We start from the raw sequence: 17,793 nt of genomic DNA, 5'->3' as shown, positions 1-17,793 counted from the left end.
CGGGACAAGTAGCGATGGACAAGAGGAAGCTGATGCTGCTGGTGGGGGCGCTGATCGTAGCGATCGGCACGGCCTTCGCTGCCAGGAGCCTTTTCGCCGGCGCGGCAACGCCCGAGGCAGAAGCTGCAGCCAAGATGCCGATGGGAGACAAGGTCCTTGTTGCCCAGCGCGCGCTGCCGGTGGGCACGATCATCACGGTCGATTCTGTCAACTTCCAGGCTTGGCCCAAGGACATGGTGCAGGACGCCTACTTTGTCGAAGGCGAGGCTGACCTCCAAAAGCTGCTCGGCACCGTAGTACGCAACCCGATTACGGCGGGTGAGCCGGTGACCAAGGGCAACCTGGTAGCTCCCGGTGATCGAGGCTTCCTTGCTGCGGCTCTCGGGCCGGGCATGCGCGCTGTCACGATCCCCGTTTCGGCCCGTACCGGTGTTGCCGGTTTCGTTTTCCCGGGTGACCACATCGATCTCGTGCTGACCCAGACGGTCAAGGGCGATGGCGATGCACGCGCTCTGAAGGCCTCCGAAACGATCATGAAGAACCTGCGCGTGCTCGCTACCGACCAGTCCACCGAACAGGTGATGGTCGAGGGCAAGACCCAGGTCCGCGCCTTCAGCACCGTCACGCTCGAAGTGACGCCCAAGATCGCCGAAAAGATCGCCGTGGCGCAAACCATCGGCACCATCAGCCTTTCGCTGCGCTCGCTGGCAGACAATAGCGCCGAACTGGAACAAGCCATTGCCTCGGGCGATGTGAAGATCCCGGCTGGTGTCAGCAAGAGCCAGGAAGAGGCACTTCTCAAGCAGGCGATGAACCGCCCGCTCGAAGTGAACAAGGCCAGCTTCGTGACCGGTGGTGATGTCTCCCGCTTCCAGCGCTCGACCATTCCTGTGGCGCAGAACCGTTACGGTGGTTCGGCTTACAACCCGGCCCCGCAGGTCAGCAGCGCCAACAGCGCGCCTGTCAACCGCGGCCCGATTGTCCGCGTGACCCGCGGCAAGACCACCGAAGACGTCCCGCTGGGAGGCAAGTGATCATGAACGTCACAAGACCGACCCCGATCCTGAAGGGCAAGACCATGAACCGCCGTCTTTCTGCCACGCTTGTCTCGGCTGCGATGATCGCAACGCCGCTGGCGCTGGTGCCAACCGCTTCGATGCTGCACGCACAAAGCACGTCCAGCCCCGCCCGCACCGTTACGCTGTCCATCGGACGGGGCGAGCTGGTTACTGTGCCAGGGCGCATGGCCGACGTGTTCGTGGCCAACGATGACATTGCCGATGTCCAGGTAAAGTCTGCCAACCAGCTCTACGTGTTTGGCAAGGCCGGTGGCGAAACCACGGTCTATGCCAGCAACGCCGCAGGAGCCGTGGTGTGGTCTGCCAACATCCGCGTCGGCAACAACCTCGACTCGATCGACCAGATGCTCGGCCTCGCCATGCCTGAGGCCCGTGTCAACGTATCGACCATGAACAACACCGTGCTGCTGACCGGCACGGTTGCCGCGCCCGAGGATGCAGCCGAAGCTGAACGTCTGGTCAAGGCCTTCGTGGGCGACAAGACCAACGTGATCAGCCGCTTGAAAATGGCAACGCCGCTCCAGGTCAGCCTGCATGTGAAGTTTGCCGAAGTCAGCCGGTCGCTGGTTCGCGATCTCGGTTTCAACCTGACCACAATCGATGGGACCGGCGGCTTCAAGTTCGGCGTTGGTCAGGGCCGTGCCATCGGTTCGACCTTTACCACCGACCCGCGCCTGCCCTTCGCAGTCGGTGCAGGTGACATTTCAGTGAACGGATTTGTCCCCGATCCCACCGGTGCCACGCAGAATCTGGTCAGCCGTCCGGGCACTGCAGTCAGCTCAATCGGTTCGGGCACCACGCTTTCGGGAATGGGCAAGCTGCTTGGCCTCGATCTGCTCGGCGCACTTGATGCAGGCGAGACCCTGGGCCTCGTGACCACCCTGTCAGAACCGAACCTTACCGCGCTTTCGGGCGAAACGGCAGATTTCCTTGCTGGCGGCGAATATCCGATCCCGATTGCACAAGGCCTTGGCCAGACCACGATCGAGTTCAAGCGCTACGGCGTCAGCCTTGCCTATACGCCGACGGTGCTGGCCAATGGCCGTATTTCGATGCGCGTGCGGCCAGAAGTCTCGGAGCTTACCAGCAACGGTTCGATCACGTTCAACAGCATCGCGATTCCGGCGCTGACAGTGCGCCGCGCCGAAACCACCATCGAGCTCGGATCTGGCCAGTCCTTCATGATCGCAGGCCTGCTCAGCAACTCTGCGCAGAACACGCTCACCAAGATGCCCGGCGCAGGCGATGTGCCGATCCTGGGCTCGCTGTTCCGCTCAACCCGCTATCGCAAGGGCGAGACCGAACTGGTGATCGTGGTGACGCCATACCTCGTCAACCCGGTCAACGCCAACGACATCAAACTGCCCACCGACGGCTTCCAGAGCCCGAACGACATCCAGCGCTTGCTGGGCAACATGGAAAACGACGGGGTGACCGGTGGTGACCGGCCCAAGCCGACCGAAAAGGAAGGCAGCGTTCAGCCCGGCCCAAAAATCGGCGCGCTTGATGCCGATCGCCGCAGCGACAAGAAGGTTGCCAGCGCGCAGCCTGGCTTCAGCATTCAGTGAACAGGGGAAAAGCAATGCGCATCAGCCTCAATCGCAGCGTGAATGCGGCGCTGGCCCTCTCGCTCGCCGTCACCGTGTCGGCCTGCTCGGTCAACGCGCCGGAAAACCGCATGCTCAATTCGGTCCACCAGCCGGTGGTAGAGCGTGACCGCTATGTCTTCGATGTGGAAACCCTGCCCGGCGGCGGCCTCGCGGTAACCGAACAGCGCCGTCTGGCCGATTGGTTCGAAAGCCTCGGTCTGAAGTATGGTGACAAGATCGCCATCGACGATCCGCTGCAATCCAGGGCAACCGTAGCCTCGATCGATGGCGTCGCCGGTCGCTGGGGTATGTTCGTCGATGGTCCGGCCCCGGTAACGCCCGGCTATGTTGCCGCAGGTGGCGCCCGCATCGTGGTGACCCGGGCCAAGGCCTCGGTACCGGGCTGCCCGGACTGGACCGCCAAGTCCGATTTCTCGATGAGCAACCGCACAACATCAAACTTTGGCTGCGCCATCAACAGCAACCTTGCGGCCATGGTCGCCGACAAGGAGCACCTTGTGCAGGGTGCGACTGGCAATGGCGGAACGGTAGTGATGACCGGCAACAAGGCCATCGACTCCTTCCGCAACGCCAAGCCTTCGGGCCAGAACGGCCTGAAGGCCGGCGCAACGTCGAACTCCGGCGGAGGTAACTGATCCATGAGCCTGAAGAACTCCACCCGCGATACCTTCGCCGCTTTCATGTGCGATGATACGGCACTTGATGTCCTGCGCGCGGCTGTCGTCGACATGGGCTGGGCACCCGAAAAGTGCCACCGTGGCGGCTTGCGCAACGCTATCCAGTCATTGTCAATCACGGCCAGCCCCAACATCCTGATGGTCGATCTGTCGGAAAGCGGCGATCCGCTGAACGATATCAATGCGCTGGCCGAAGTGTGCGAACCCGGCACGGTCGTGATTGCGGTCGGCCAGGTCAATGACGTACGCCTCTATCGCGATCTGGTTGCCTCGGGCATTCAGGACTATCTGCTCAAGCCGCTCAACCCCGGGCAGATCCGCGATGCACTGGTACAGGCGCAGGCGATCTTCACCGCCCCCAAAAGCCACGATCCTGCGGGTGCGCGCAAGCATATCTCGATGGCCGTGGTCGGCACGCGCGGCGGCGTTGGTGCATCGACGCTGGCGACCTCGCTCGCCTGGCTGTTCAGTACCGATCACAAGCTGCCAACCGCGCTGCTCGATCTCGATGTCCACTTCGGCACCGGCGCGCTGACGCTCGATCTCGAACCCGGCCGCGGCCTGACTGATGCGCTCGATAACCCCAGCCGCATCGATGGCTTGTTCATCGAACGCGCGATGATCCGGGCAAACGACAATCTGGCGATCCTTTCGGCCGAAGCGCCGATCAGCGCTCCACTGATGACCGATGGCAGTGCCTTCCTGCAGCTGGAGGAGGAATTCCGCCAAGCGTTCGAAATGACCGTCATCGATATGCCGCGCAACATGCTGATCAACTTCCCGCATTTGCTGGCCGATGTGAACGTGGTGATCCTTGCCACCGAACTTACGCTGGCCGGCGCACGCGATGCAATCCGCCTGCTGTCCTGGCTGAAAAGCAATGCCTCGCACGCCCGTCCGATCGTGGTGGCCAACAAGGTGCAGGCAGGTGCCAACGAGATCAGCAAGGCCGATTTCGAAGCCTCGATCGAACGCAAGATCAACTTCATGATCCCCTATGACATCAAAGGCGCGTCGAATTCCGCCAAGCTTGGCCAGACATTCGTTGCGGCCAACCGCGCCTCAAAGGCCGGAGGCATCTTGCGCGATATCGCGCAGGCCGTGATCGGTTCGGTTGATGAAGACGGCAGCACCACTGCCGATGCCGGCGCAGACGTCCGCAAGGCATCGCTGCTGGGCAAGTTCGATCTGAAAAAGATGCTCTCTGCCAAGCCGAAGACAAAGACCAACGCCTGATCTGGCGCGCGGATTTGACAGAGGCAGGCGGAATTTGACGTGACAGGAAGGCGCCCGGAATGACGAACATTCTGCAATTGCTGGTGATGGCGGGCGGCCTGATGCTGGCCATGGTGCTGGGTTACGCCGCACTTTCAGGGCCTTCGGCTTCGAAGGAAAGCGGGCGTCGCCTGCAGTCGGTGCGTTTCCGCCATTCCGACAGCATGATCGACAAGGTCGAAGCGCAATATCGCAAGACTGTGGCCGCGCGCAAACCCACGTCCATGAAGATCGCCGGGTCCGGCTCACGCCTCGAAGCGCTGGAATTGCGGTTGCGGCGTACCGGCAAAGGCTGGACGCTGACCCAGTACCTCTATGTCAGTGGCGGCCTTGCGCTGGCTATTGCCATCCTGTTGTTCCTGAAAACCGGGGCACCACTGCTGGCGCTTGGCGCTGGCGTGCTGGTCGGTGGCGGGCTGCCGCATTTCCTTGTCGGTCGTGCCATCAACAAACGTATCGATGGCTTTGTAAGCCGTCTGCCCGATGCACTCGATCTGCTGGTGCGTGGCCTTCGCTCAGGCCTTCCGGTAACAGAAACGCTTGGTGTGGTTGCCCAGGAACTCCCAGGCCCGATTGGCGAGGAATTCAAGCTCGTAACCGACCGCATCAAAGTTGGCCGGACGATGGAAGATGCGCTGCAAGACACGGCGGACCGGTTGAATCTGGCCGAATTCAACTTCTTCTGCATCACACTTGCCATCCAGCGCGAAACCGGCGGCAACCTGGCTGAAACGCTGGCGAACCTTTCGGACGTGCTGCGCAAACGCGCGCAGATGAAGCTGAAGATCAAGGCAATGAGCTCGGAATCAAAGGCCTCGGCCTATATCGTCGGCTCCCTGCCCTTCATCGTCTTTGCGCTGATCTACTGGGTCAACCCGGGATATCTCTCCAACTTCTTCGTCGATGAACGCCTGATCATTGCGGCAATGGGCGGGCTGACATGGCTGGGGATCGGGGCCTTCATCATGGCCAAGATGGTCAACTTCGAAATCTGAACGAGAGCCACAGGCCATGATCCAGAACCCGCCCGGACCCACTCTTCTCGGCTTCGACGTCTACCTCGTCGGATCGATCCTCGTAGGCATTGCCGCTGCCGCCGTATTGCTGGCCATTTATGCCGCAATCACCGTGCGCGATCCGATGACCAAGCGCGTCAAGGCGCTGAATGATCGACGCGAACAGCTCAAGGCCGGTATCGTCGCTTCCGGTGCCCGCAAGCGCCAGAGCATTGTGCGCCGCAACCAGACGACTGACCAGATCCGCGGCTTCCTTGAATCCCTCAAGGTGCTGCAGGACAGCCAGCTTGCGGTGGTCCAGCAGAAGTTGGCACAGGCCGGCATTCGCAAAAAGGAATGGGCCGTTGCGGTCATCCTTGGCCGTCTGGTCGGCCCGATCGTGCTGGGTCTGCTTGGTGCAGTGCTGTTTTACTGGTCCGACACCTTCCCCGAATGGGGCCCGCTCAAGCGCTTTGCCGGCTTCGCCATCTGCCTGATTCTGGGCTACAAAGGGCCCGATCTGTTCGTACAGAACCTGATCGGCAAGCGCACGCACGCCATCCGCAAGGGCCTTCCTGACGCGCTCGACCTTCTGGTGATCTGCGCCGAGGCCGGCCTGACCGTCGATGCCGCATTCAACCGCGTGGCCCGCGAGCTGGGCCGCGCCTATCCCGAACTGGGCGATGAATTCGCCCTGACCGCCATCGAATTGTCGTTCCTGACCGAACGCCGCAACGCGTTTGAAAACCTCGCCTATCGCGTCGATCTCGATTCAGTGAAGGGCGTGGTCACCACGATGATCCAGACCGAACGCTACGGGACGCCGCTGGCATCGGCACTGCGCGTGCTCTCTGCCGAATTCCGCAACGAACGCATGATGCGTGCCGAAGAAAAGGCCGCGCGCCTGCCAGCTATCATGACGATCCCGCTGATTCTGTTCATCCTGCCAGTGCTGTTCATCGTGATCCTCGGCCCTGCGGCCTGTTCGATCACCGACAGCCTGATCAACCGAAAGCCATAACGGCCACATTCAGATCAGCACAAAGCCCCGCAAGGTCAATCAGCCTTGCGGGGTTTTCTTTTCGCGCAAAATGCCGCAAATCTGCTGATTCAGGCTCCATCATCCCAACCGGATCAGCCAGCCACAACCGCCTGATCAATTGCCCCGAAAATGCTTTTGCCTTTTGCGTCGCGCATTTCGATGCGCACCGTATCGCCGGGCTTGAGGAAGGGCGTTGCTGCTTCGCCTGTTGCGATCGTCTCCACCATCCGCTGTTCGGCGATGCAGGCATAGCCGCGCCCGCCCTGCACCACAGGGCGTCCCGGCGAGCCATCGGGATCGCGGTTGGACACGGTGCCAGATCCGATGATCGTTCCGGCACCAATGCTGCGCGTCTTTGCCAGATGCGCGATCAGTGTACCGAAATCAAAGGTGCATTCTTCACCAGATTCGATCCGGCCAAACGCCCTACCGTTCAGATCGACCATCAAGGTGCCTGAAAGCCTGCCGCCCTGCCATGCTGCACCCAGCGCTGCGGGCGTGACAAAGACTGGCGAGAAGTGGCTGGAGGGCTTTGATTGGACAAAGCCAAACCCTTTGACCAATTCGCCGGGCATCAGGTTGCGCAACGAAACATCGTTGATCAGCCCGATCAGGCGGATGTGCCGCAGGGCCTGCTCGGCTGAAATGCCTTGCGGCACATCGCCAGTCACCACCACGATTTCTGCTTCGAAATCGCAACCCCAGGCATAGTCCCGCAGCCGGATCGGATCACGCGCACCGCGCAGATCGTCACTGCCGCCTTGATACATCAACGGATCGGTCCAGAAACTGGCGGGCAGTTCTGCCCCATGGGCCTTGCGCATCAGTTCTACGTGATTGACATAGGCACTGCCATCCACCCACTGGTAGGCTCGTGGCAAAGGCGCGCATGCTTCCCGCTCATGAAACCGCCGACGTGGAATGGCAGCGTGAGCCAGTTCGATGGAAAGCGCCTCTATCTGCGGAAAATAGCGGTCCCAATCATCCAGCAGCGCCTGCATGGTGGGCACAATGTGATCGGCATCGGCATACCATGCCAGATCATCCGAAACCACGATCAGCCGCCCATCGCGGCCCTGCGGCAATGAAGCCAGCTTCACTTTCCGTCGTCCGCAAGCGCCCGCGCGGCTTTCAACAACTTGTCCAGAATGCTGCGCAGCTTTTCTTGTTCGCGTGACGTGATCGAGGAGAAGATCTTTTCATACATCTCCACCGCCTGCGGCCAAATGGCGGCGTGCAGTTCCTGTCCAGCAACAGTCAGTTCCAGATGATGCGAGCGGCCGTCTTCCGCATTCGGGCTACGCTGCAAGAAACCTTTTTCTTCCAGAACCTTGCACGCACGGTTCACCGCCACCTTGTCCATCAAGGTGGAGTGCACCAGATCGCGTTGGGTCAGCGGACCAACTTCACCCAGCACCGCCATGATCCGCCATTCCGGTATCTTCAGGCCAAATTCGCTGCGATATTCGCCAGCGATAAGGCCGCTCACCGCGTTCGAGGTGATGGCCATGCGATAGGGCAGGAAATCGGTGAGGCGGGTTTCTGTTCCAGACATAAGGTAGTATCACATGAAACCAGATTAAATTGCAAGCGCGAAATAAAATGACATCGCGGCATCGGTTCTGCGCCAATTCATTGCAATCGCGCGCCGTCAGCGTAATATTCTTTATTCCATCTGTTCATCGCCATCAAACGAAATCGGGCGCAGCATCTGCTGATGCTGCGCCCGATAGCTGCAAGATTGGCGGGTTAGCGGCGCGTCAGTGCGCCAGAATGCCCGCCATCACGAAATCGACCGTGTGTTCTCGATAACTGTCGCGCAGTTCCTCGGTCAGCGTGTCCTGATCAAAGCAATGCTTCAGCACCAGCCGCGCGGAAAAGAACCGGTCTGCCGCGCCGGTCAGCGTGAAATAGAACAGCCGCGGGTTGATCGGGCGGAACACACCTTCTTCCACGCCATCACCGATGAACCGTTCATAGGCCCGCTGCAGCGGCAGCAGATACTGCTCGGCAATGCGCTTGGCCTCGGATTCGTCGCTATCGCGCACCAGCCGCATCAGCAGCCGGTTCAGATAGGGGTAGGCGTAATAGGTATCGATGCATTTCGAGATATGCTTGCGCAGCTTGGCCTCGGGGCTCATGTCGTCCTTCGACAGCAGCGCATCGACCGATTTGACGATGTTCTCCATGTCGCGGTCCAGCAGCGCTTTCAGCATGCCCGCCTTGTTGCCGAAGTAATACTTCACCAGCGCCGAGTTCAGGCCCGAACGCAGGCTCAGTTCCGACAGCGATATGTCGACGACATCGCCTTCGCGCATGATGGCCGATGCGGTCTGCAACAGCATCTCGCGCGCGCCCGGTGTCTCCATACCTACGCCCTTTGGGCCAGCCCCCTTTTCCACGTCCACACTCATTCCCAACCCGGCTCACTCCACCACGGATAAAATGCAGGCATATCCGAAGAAACGCGTCCCGGGTAGCGGGGGCTGCGTTTTTCCAGAAAACTGGCAATGCCCTCAGCCGCATCGCCCCCGCGCGAGAGGGTATAGATCGCGCGGCTATCCACGCGGTGCGCTTCCATCGGGTGAGAAAGTGTGGGGTTGCGCCACAGCATCGCCCGCGTCATCGCCACCGAAACCGCGCTGGTATTGTCGGCAATCTCGCGCGCCAGCGCAACGGCGGCAGACATCAGATCTTCGGGTTCGTGCAAGGACCGCACAAGCCCACCGCGCAGGGCTTCCTCCGCATCGAACACGCGCCCCGTCATGCACCACTCCAGCGCTTGCGGCATGCCTACGATGCGGGGCAGAAACCAGCTCGATGCGGCCTCGGGCACGATCCCGCGCCGCGCAAAGACCAGCCCGAACCGCGCCTTGGTGGAGGCAAGGCGCATGTCCATCGGCAATTGCATGGTCACGCCCACGCCCACCGCCGCACCATTGATTGCACCGATCACCGGCTTTTTCGATGCATAGATGCGCAGCGCAATCATCCCGCCGCCATCGCGCACGCGCGGGTCAGACAGGTCCTCCACTGCATCGCCGCTAGAGAAAATGCGCCCGCCATCCTCCGGCGTCAGATCCGCCCCGGCGCAAAAAGCCCGGTCTCCCGCGCCCGTCACGATCACCGCCCGCACGCGGTCATCGGCATCGGTCCGGTCAAACGCATCGATCATCTCGGCCATCATCGTGCCGGTATAGGCGTTCATCTTCTCGGGCCGGTTGAGTGTTAGCGTGGCAATGCCATCGGCGATGTCGAGCCTGATCTGTGTGTAGTCAGCCAACTAGACTCTCCCAAAACCACCCGCAAAACCCAATCGCGCCCTCGCGAAGGCGGGGGCCTCAGGCCTCAGAGCGTGCCCCCACGAAGGTGGGGCCTCAGGCGGTTTAAGCCACCGCTCCGTAACACCACCGAGGTCCCCGCTCCAAAAAACCTTGGCGCGGGGACGCTACAAGCAAAACCTCAACGCGGCGCCATGCGGATAGCGCCATCAAGCCGCACATCTTCACCGTTGAAGTAGCTCGTCTCGATCATGCACATCGCCAATTTGGCGTATTCATCAGGAATGCCCAGCCGCTTGGGGAACGGCACCGAAGCCGACAGCGCATCGCGCACATTCTGCGGGGCCCCTGCCAGCAGCGGCGTATCAAAGATGCCCGGCAGGATAGTGTTGACGCGAATGCCCTCGCTCATCAGGTCGCGCGCGATGGGCAGGGTCATGCCCACAACGCCGCCCTTCGATGCCGAATAAGCGGCCTGCCCGATCTGGCCATCCTCGGCCGCGACCGACGCGGTGTTCACAATCGCGCCGCGCTCGCCAAACTCGTCGCACGGATCAAGCGTCATCATGCCAGCCGCCGACTTAGCGATGCAGCGGAACGTGCCGACCAGGTTGATCTGGATCAGCCAGTTGAACGCCTCCAGCGGGAAGTGCTTGATCTCGCCGGTTTCCTTGGAACGGCTCGCGGTCTTGACCGCGTTGCCGGTTCCGGCGCAGTTCACCAGCACGCGCTCCTGCCCGTGGGCCTCACGCGCCTTGGCAAAGCCTGCGTCCACGCTTTCATCGCTGGTCACGTTCACTTCGCAAAACACGCCACCAATCTCGGCGGCAAGCGCCTCACCTTTGGCCTTCTGCAGATCGAAGATGGCGACCTTCACGCCTTTTGCCGCCAGCGCGCGGGCCGTGGCTGCACCAAGGCCGGAAGCGCCACCAGTGACCACGGCAGCTACGGTATTGTCGAGCTTCATCAGTTAAGTCCTTCTTCTTGAATGCGTAAAATTCAAAGCGCTTCGATGATCGTCACGTTGGCAACGCCACCGCCTTCGCACATCGTTTGCAAACCATACTTGCCACCCCGCGCCCGCAGCGCGTGGACCAGCGTGGCCATCAGCTTCGTGCCCGAAGCGCCCAGCGGATGCCCCAGCGCAATCGCCCCACCGTTGACGTTGAGCCGATCCGGGTCCGCCCCGGTATGCTTCAGCCACGCCATCGGCACCGAAGCGAACGCCTCATTCACCTCGAACAGATCAATGTCCCCAATCGACAGCCCCGCTCGCTGCAACGCGCGATCAGTGGCGAACAGTGGCTCTTCCAGCATGATCACCGGATCGCCCGCCGTCACCGTCAGGTTGTGAATACGCGCCAGCGGCACCAACCCATGCGCCTTGAGTGCCGCCTCCGACACCACCAGCACCGCGCTCGACCCATCGCAGATCTGGCTGGCGCTGGCCGCCGTCAGAAATCCCTCGGGGTTCAGCAGCTTGACCGATGCAATGCTCTCCAGCGTCGCGTCAAAACGGATGCCCTCGTCCACCGTGTGCATCGCCGGGCCATCGGGCGTCTCGATCTCGACACCCACAATCTCGTTCGCAAAAGCCTGTGCATGGGTCGCGGCAATCGCCTTCTGGTGGCTCGCCAGCGCAAAGCGGTCCAGTTCATCCTTCGTGAAGCCGTGCTTCTTCACGATCATTTCCGCGCCCATGAACTGCGAGAACATCACGCCCGGATACTTCTCGTCCAGCCCCGGCGATTTGTAGTGCCCCAGCCCTTCCTTCATATGGAACGTGGCGTTCGATCCCATCGGCACCCGGCTCATGCTCTCCACGCCCGCCGCAATCACCACGTCCTGCGTACCCGACATCACCGCCTGCGCCGCAAACTGGATCGCCTGCTGCGATGATCCGCACTGCCGGTCAATCGTCACCGCAGGCGTCGATTCCGGCAGCAGCTTGGATGCCAGCACCGCATTGCGCCCCACCTGCATCGCCTGCTGGCCCGCCTGCGTGACGCAGCCCATGATCACATCGTCCACCGCCGCCGGATCAAGGCCCGCGCGCGCAATGATCGCATCCAGACTTCGTGCGGCCAGATCCACCGGATGCACGCCCGCCAACCTGCCACCGCGGCGTCCTCCCGCCGTGCGCACGGCATCGACGATATAGGCTGTTGCCATTGCTCCGACTCCTCTCAGCTCTCTTTAACCGGACGATTAAGCAGCCTGTGCCCCCTGTCAAGCACACTTGTGCCAATCCCGCCCCCACCGCATAGACGACTGCGTGAGCAAGGAATCTGCCCTGATCGCCGCGCTGCGCAGCATCGCCCCGCACCCCGCCGCGCGCGGGCTTCAGGACGATTGCGCCGTGCTCGAATTCGGCGGCGAAACCATGGTCCTCACCCACGACATGATGGTCGAAGGCGTCCACTGGCTGCCAGGGCAGGACATGGCCGATGTGGCGTGGAAACTCGTCGCCACCAACCTGTCGGACCTCGCGGCCAAAGGCGCGGAACCCGTCGGCGTCCTGCTCGGCTTCACGCTGGGCGAGGACGAAACCCGCTTCCTAGCGGGCCTGAGCGAAGCCCTCACCGTCTTCAACGTCCCGCTGCTGGGTGGCGATACGGTCAGCGCCAATGGCCCGCGCAGCCTCGGCCTGACCGCGCTGGGCCGCGCTACATCGCACCCAGCGCCCGACCGTCGCGGCGCAAGCCCCGGCGATACGCTATGGCTCACAGGCCCGGTCGGCGCGGCCATGCTCGGCTTCGAAGCGCTGCGGGACGGGACGATGGCCGACAGCACCGCCTTCCGCCGCCCCCAACCCCGCCTGTCAGAAGGCCGCGCCCTCGCCCCAATCGTCACCGCGATGATGGACGTGTCAGACGGCCTGCTGATCGACGCGTCGCGCATGGCGCAGGCCAGCAAAATCACATTCGCCATCGACAGCGACCGCGTGCCCTTCCCGCCAAACCTGCCGCCCGAACGCCAGGACGACGCCATGCGCTGGGGCGACGATTACGAACTGCTGTTCACGCTCCCTCCCGGCATCAAGCCCCCCAGCCAGGCCCACTGCATCGGCATCGCCACCGCAAACACTGGCAGTCCGCTCACCGTCGATGGTGCAGTGCCGCATGGCGCACTTGGTTATTCGCACGATTAAATTCCAGTTGATCCACGTCATGGAAAAGGTTGCGACCCGGAAATAAAACTATAGCGTCCCGTCTACCCGCAACGACGGGTGCGGACTTTTTACAGGTCCGGCAATAAAGGGGGATGCCATCGTGAACCTAGTCGTCTTGTCGATTCTACTAGGGTTGCTGGCCATTGTTTATGGCTTCGTGACCAGCCGCCAGGTGCTCGGCGCACCGGCAGGCAACGCGAAAATGCAGGAAATCGCCGCCGCCATTCAGGAAGGCGCACAAGCCTATCTGAAGCGCCAATACACCACCATTGCAATTGTCGGCGTGGTCGTCGCCGTCATCATCGCCGCCACATTGGGCACGATCTCGGCCACCGGCTTCGTAATCGGTGCCGTGCTTTCGGGCGTTGCGGGCTTCATCGGCATGAACATCTCGGTCCGCTCGAACGTCCGCACCGCGGCTGCTGCACAAAACGGCCTGCAGGCAGGCCTCACGCTGGCCTTCCGCGCAGGGGCCATCACCGGCATGCTCGTGGCAGGCCTTGCCCTGCTCGCCATCGCGGTGTTCTACCACTACCTGACCGCCATCGCCGGATACACCGTGGGCGGCGATGATCGCACCGTGGTCGATGGCCTCGTCGCGCTCGCTTTCGGCGCATCCCTCATCTCCATCTTCGCGCGCTTGGGCGGCGGCATCTTCACCAAGGCGGCAGATGTCGGCGCTGACCTTGTCGGCAAGGTCGAAGCAGGCATCCCCGAAGACGATCCCCGCAACCCCGCCGTGATTGCCGATAACGTGGGCGATAACGTTGGCGATTGCGCCGGCATGGCTGCCGACCTGTTCGAAACTTATGTCGTCACCGTCGGCGCAACCATGGTTCTCACCGCACTGCTGCTCAAGGGCCTTGGCGAAGGCCTCGGCGCAATGATGGCACTCCCGCTGCTGATCGGCGGCGTGTGCATCGTCACCTCGATTATCGGCACCTATTTCGTCAAACTCGGCAGTTCGAACAACATCATGGGCGCAATGTACAAGGGCTTCCTTGTCACTGCCGTGCTCTCTGTCGGCGCGATCTGGTGGGCGATCGACTATGCCCTTGGCGGCATGGAAACGGCGATGAGCTACACCATCCTTGCTGATACGGTCACGTTCACCGGGCGCACACTGTTCTACTGCTCGCTGATCGGCCTGATCATCACCGGCCTGATCATCTGGATCACCGAATACTACACCAGCACCAGCTACCGCCCGGTGCGCTCCATCGCCAAATCGTCTGAAACCGGCCACGGCACCAACGTGATTCAGGGCCTTGCCATCAGCCTTGAATCCACTGCCATGCCAACACTGGTGATCTGCGCAGGCATAATCGGCGCGTACCAGCTCGCTGGCCTGATGGGCATCGCCTATGCCGCCACCGCCATGCTGGCGCTGGCTGGCATGGTCGTAGCACTTGATGCCTATGGCCCGGTGACAGACAACGCAGGCGGCATTGCCGAAATGGCAGGCCTCGATGATTCGGTCCGCGAAAAGACCGATGCGCTGGATGCGGTGGGCAACACCACCAAGGCCGTGACCAAAGGCTATGCCATCGGCTCTGCAGGCCTTGCCGCGCTCGTCCTGTTCGCAGCCTACACCACCGACTTGCGCGAATTCTTCCCGAATCTCGCAGTCAGCTTCAGCCTTGAAAACCCCTATGTCATCGTCGGGCTGCTGCTCGGCGCGCTTCTGCCGTACCTGTTCGGTGCGATGGGCATGACCGCCGTGGGCCGCGCCGCCGGAGACGTGGTGATCGACGTGCGCAACCAGTTCCGCGAAAATCCGGGAATCATGGCAGGAACATCAAAGCCGGATTATGCTCGCACCGTGGACCTTGTGACCAAGGCCGCGATCAAGGAAATGATCGTGCCGTCACTATTGCCGGTGCTCGCGCCGGTCGTCGTCTACTTCGTGATCACGGCGGTTGCCGGGCAGGCCAACGGCTTTGCCGCCCTTGGCGCGCTCCTCCTCGGCGTGATCGTCAGCGGCCTGTTCGTGGCCATCTCGATGACCTCGGGCGGCGGCGCGTGGGACAACGCCAAGAAGTACATCGAAGACGGTCACCACGGCGGCAAAGGCTCAGAAGCCCACAAGGCCGCCGTAACGGGTGACACCGTGGGCGATCCCTACAAGGACACCGCCGGACCCGCCGTCAACCCGATGATCAAGATCACCAACATCGTCGCACTGCTGCTTCTGGCGGCACTTGCGAGCAACGCAGCCGGATAACCGGCGCGTTACCCACAAGTTGGGGAGAGGAGACCCCGCCCGGCGCAATCCGGGCGGGGTTTTTCTGTTTGGGCTAAGGGAGAGTTGGTTCACGCAGAGACGCAGAGAAGAAAAGGGAGACGCAGAGAAACAGCCCTGCGGCAACGCCGCTCTCTGAATCAACCGTCAAGCAAGCGCGACGGTCGAGGAAGCCATTGGCCTGACGGCCAAACACAACACCCCTCTGCGTCTCCCTTTTCTTCTCCGCGTCTCTGCGTGAAACAGGAAAGGTCCGACCTCTCGATTCAAATTCCGCACCCCAATTTTTGCTGGAATGTTAACCGAGTTTTCGCGCCTTGCCGTCTAGAGCCAATGGCGGAGACCCGAGATTTGAACGCGCCGACCCTCTCAGCCCAATTCGGCCTTGCGCCGATGAAACCCACCGGCACGGTGCGCGCGGGGCTGGATCCGTGGCCGCTCTGGGCCACGGTTGATCGCCGCCGCGCGTGGGCAGAGCTTGCTGATGCTGCCACCACGCCCAATCCGTTTTTCGAAGAATGGTATCTTTTACCGTCGTATCAGGCATTTGATCCCCACGGCACCGGTTCGATCTTTTCGCTGTATATCGGTTCCGAACTGATCGGCCTGCTACCGCTCACGCAGCCGCAACGCTATGGCCGCTGGCCGTTGCCTCACTTTGCCACTTGGCTGCACCCCAATGCCTTCCTCGGCGCGCCACTGGTGCGGGCAGGCTGTGAAGCGCTGTTCTGGGAGGCATTGCTGGATTGGGCCGATACCGATGGCTCGGCCAAGGCCCTGTTCCTGCACTTGCCCGCCATGCCGCTGGAACACCCCCTGACGCAGGCCCTGTTCGATGTGGCTGATCGGGACCAACGCACCGCCGCACTGGTCATGCGCCAACAGCGCGCCCTGCTTCATTCCCCGCTCTTGCCAGACCTCTATCTGGAACGCGCGCTGACCGGCAAGAAGCGCAAGGAACTGCGCCGCCAGCATGCGCGACTGGCAGAACAGGGCGAGCTGGTGTTTGCCCGCCATGATGACTGCGCAGGCCTTGGCGAATGGACCGAAGCCTTCCTCAATCTGGAAAGCCGGGGCTGGAAAGGCGCTGGCGGCAGCGCGCTTGCATCAGACCCGGCCACCGCCGCGCTGTTCCGTCAAGCACTGGCCGGCGCCGCTGCTGCCGGAAAGCTGGAACGGCTGGCCCTTACGCTCGATGGCCGCCCCATCGCCATGCTCGCCAATTTCCTGACGCCCCCCGGCAGCTTTTCGTTCAAGACCGCGTTCGACGAACACTACGCCCGCTTCTCGCCCGGCGTGCTGCTGCAGCGCGAAAATCTGGCACTGCTCTCGCGACCCGAAATCGCCTGGTGCGATAGCTGCGCCACGCCCGATCACCCGATGATCGACAGCTTGTGGACCGAACGCCGTCCCATCGGCCGCATATCGGTGGCCATCGGCGGAAAATTGCGCCGCACCGCCTTTGCCTCGCTCCTCGCGCTTGAACTGCGCCGCAACCCCACCGGACTTGCCCGATGAACCAGCCCAATCCTGCCTTCAACCTGTCCGCACCCGCCACAGCCTTTGCCGAAGAAGCGCGCAGCACCTTTGCGGCAAACTACCCCGAAGTGCCGCACAAGCTGACGCACGATCTGGGCCACCATCCGCTGATGCAGCTTGATGCGCTGGCAGAACTGGCAGAATCGCTGCCGGACAGCGCGGTGGAGTATAACCGCGCCGCTCTGCCCCTTGGCCTGAATGGCGAGAAAGCCCCCGCCAACGGCATCGGCATTGGCGAAACGATCCGCAACATCGCCACGACCGGCAGCTGGGCCGCGCTGAAGAACATCGAACAAAGCCCGGTATACAACGCTCTGCTGATGAATCTGCTGGAGGAGCTGCGCCCTACCATCGAAGCGCGCACCGGCGCGATGCTCAAACCGCAGGGCTTCGTCTTCGTCACCAGCCCCAATGGCGTCACGCCCTATCACTTTGATCCCGAACACAATATCCTGCTGCAGCTGATGGGCTCGAAGGAAATGACGATGTTCCCCGCAGCCGATCCGCGCTTTGCCCCCGATGAAACGCACGAAAGCTATCACACCGGCGGCCCGCGCGATCTTTTTTGGCGCGATGAACTTTTGCCCCATGGGAAGGTCTGGCCGCTCTCACCGGGAGAAGCCCTGTTTGTGCCGGTCATGTCTCCACATTTCGTGCAGAACGGCCCCGCCCCTTCCGTGTCGCTGTCCATCACATGGCGTTCCGAATGGAGCTTTGCCGAAGCCGATGCCCGCGCCTTCAACAGCCTGCTGCGGCGGGCTGGCATGAAGCCGCGCGCACCGGGGCGCTGGCCCGCGACCAATCGCGGCAAGGCGCTTGGCTGGCGTCTGGCGCGCCGCCTGCTCGGCTGACACGCACGGTTGACGCAAACGGAAACGCGG

16 protein-coding genes are annotated in these 17,793 nt (G+C 62.1%); 10 read left to right on the top strand and 6 right to left on the bottom strand.

What is annotated here, in order from left to right; all coding sequences use genetic code 11:
* Window positions 1–14 precede the first annotated feature (14 nt).
* The 6 genes from cpaB to AC2A1F_RS02170 are packed head-to-tail and all read left to right on the top strand — an operon-like array spanning window position 15 to window position 6,657.
* Entirely contained in the window at window positions 15–1,034 is a 1,020-nt protein-coding gene (gene cpaB / locus AC2A1F_RS02195) for a Flp pilus assembly protein CpaB (RefSeq protein ID WP_484207137.1), read from the top strand.
* A gap of 2 nt (window positions 1,035–1,036) precedes the next feature.
* Entirely contained in the window at window positions 1,037–2,647 is a 1,611-nt protein-coding gene (locus tag AC2A1F_RS02190; protein WP_484207136.1) for a type II and III secretion system protein family protein, read from the top strand.
* Window positions 2,648–2,661: 14 nt separating this feature from the next.
* A complete protein-coding gene (locus AC2A1F_RS02185; protein ID WP_484207135.1) occupies window positions 2,662–3,324 on the top strand; it encodes a CpaD family pilus assembly protein in 663 nt (220 codons plus the stop codon).
* A 3-nt stretch (window positions 3,325–3,327) separates the two neighbouring features.
* Window positions 3,328–4,602: a CpaE/TadZ family protein gene (locus AC2A1F_RS02180; protein WP_484207134.1), complete on the top strand. Its 1,275-nt coding sequence runs from the start codon at window positions 3,328–3,330 to the stop codon at window positions 4,600–4,602.
* Window positions 4,603–4,661: 59 nt separating this feature from the next.
* Window positions 4,662–5,636 carry a type II secretion system F family protein gene (locus AC2A1F_RS02175; protein ID WP_484207133.1) on the top strand — a complete coding sequence of 325 codons (975 nt, stop codon included), beginning with the start codon at window positions 4,662–4,664 and terminating at the stop codon, window positions 5,634–5,636.
* A gap of 16 nt (window positions 5,637–5,652) precedes the next feature.
* Window positions 5,653–6,657 carry a type II secretion system F family protein gene (locus tag AC2A1F_RS02170; RefSeq protein WP_484207132.1) on the top strand — a complete coding sequence of 335 codons (1,005 nt, stop codon included), beginning with the start codon at window positions 5,653–5,655 and terminating at the stop codon, window positions 6,655–6,657.
* Between the two features lie 113 nt (window positions 6,658–6,770).
* Here AC2A1F_RS02170 and AC2A1F_RS02165 read toward each other — a convergent pair whose 3' ends face one another.
* From AC2A1F_RS02165 to AC2A1F_RS02140, 6 genes are all read right to left on the bottom strand, one after another.
* Entirely contained in the window at window positions 6,771–7,778 is a 1,008-nt protein-coding gene (locus tag AC2A1F_RS02165) for a fumarylacetoacetate hydrolase family protein (protein WP_484207131.1), read from the bottom strand.
* A complete protein-coding gene (locus AC2A1F_RS02160) occupies window positions 7,775–8,188 on the bottom strand; it encodes a MarR family winged helix-turn-helix transcriptional regulator (protein WP_484207130.1) in 414 nt (137 codons plus the stop codon). Before AC2A1F_RS02160 ends, AC2A1F_RS02165 begins: the two co-directional genes overlap by 4 nt.
* A gap of 250 nt (window positions 8,189–8,438) precedes the next feature.
* A complete protein-coding gene (locus AC2A1F_RS02155; protein ID WP_484207129.1) occupies window positions 8,439–9,092 on the bottom strand; it encodes a TetR family transcriptional regulator in 654 nt (217 codons plus the stop codon).
* Window positions 9,089–9,961: a crotonase/enoyl-CoA hydratase family protein gene (locus tag AC2A1F_RS02150; RefSeq protein WP_484207128.1), complete on the bottom strand. Its 873-nt coding sequence runs from the start codon at window positions 9,959–9,961 to the stop codon at window positions 9,089–9,091. The genes AC2A1F_RS02155 and AC2A1F_RS02150 overlap by 4 nt, the downstream gene beginning before the upstream one ends.
* Before the next feature lie 179 nt (window positions 9,962–10,140).
* Window positions 10,141–10,926 (bottom strand): SDR family NAD(P)-dependent oxidoreductase, encoded by a 786-nt coding sequence (locus AC2A1F_RS02145; protein ID WP_484207127.1) that lies wholly within the window; start codon window positions 10,924–10,926, stop codon window positions 10,141–10,143.
* Between the two features lie 32 nt (window positions 10,927–10,958).
* Window positions 10,959–12,131: an acetyl-CoA C-acetyltransferase gene (locus tag AC2A1F_RS02140; RefSeq protein WP_484207126.1), complete on the bottom strand. Its 1,173-nt coding sequence runs from the start codon at window positions 12,129–12,131 to the stop codon at window positions 10,959–10,961.
* A gap of 103 nt (window positions 12,132–12,234) precedes the next feature.
* On the opposite strand from AC2A1F_RS02140, the gene thiL reads away from it, so the two are divergent.
* The 4 genes from thiL (at window position 12,235) to AC2A1F_RS02120 (ending at window position 17,763) form a co-directional block, all read left to right on the top strand.
* Window positions 12,235–13,110, top strand: coding sequence for a thiamine-phosphate kinase (gene thiL / locus AC2A1F_RS02135; protein ID WP_484207125.1), 876 nt, complete (start codon window positions 12,235–12,237; stop codon window positions 13,108–13,110).
* A gap of 121 nt (window positions 13,111–13,231) precedes the next feature.
* The gene (locus AC2A1F_RS02130) at window positions 13,232–15,355 is read left to right on the top strand and encodes a sodium-translocating pyrophosphatase (protein WP_484207124.1); all 2,124 of its coding nucleotides are present in this window, start codon (window positions 13,232–13,234) and stop codon (window positions 15,353–15,355) included.
* 369 nt (window positions 15,356–15,724) lie between these two features.
* Window positions 15,725–16,891 carry a GNAT family N-acetyltransferase gene (locus AC2A1F_RS02125; RefSeq protein ID WP_484207123.1) on the top strand — a complete coding sequence of 389 codons (1,167 nt, stop codon included), beginning with the start codon at window positions 15,725–15,727 and terminating at the stop codon, window positions 16,889–16,891.
* A complete protein-coding gene (locus AC2A1F_RS02120) occupies window positions 16,888–17,763 on the top strand; it encodes a transcriptional regulator (RefSeq protein WP_484207122.1) in 876 nt (291 codons plus the stop codon). Before AC2A1F_RS02125 ends, AC2A1F_RS02120 begins: the two co-directional genes overlap by 4 nt.
* Window positions 17,764–17,793: the final 30 nt, after the last annotated feature.

It is taken from the genome of Novosphingobium sp. HNCC26BN242, from assembly GCF_057180525.1.
This window is presented reverse-complemented; position numbering and strand designations above follow the sequence as displayed.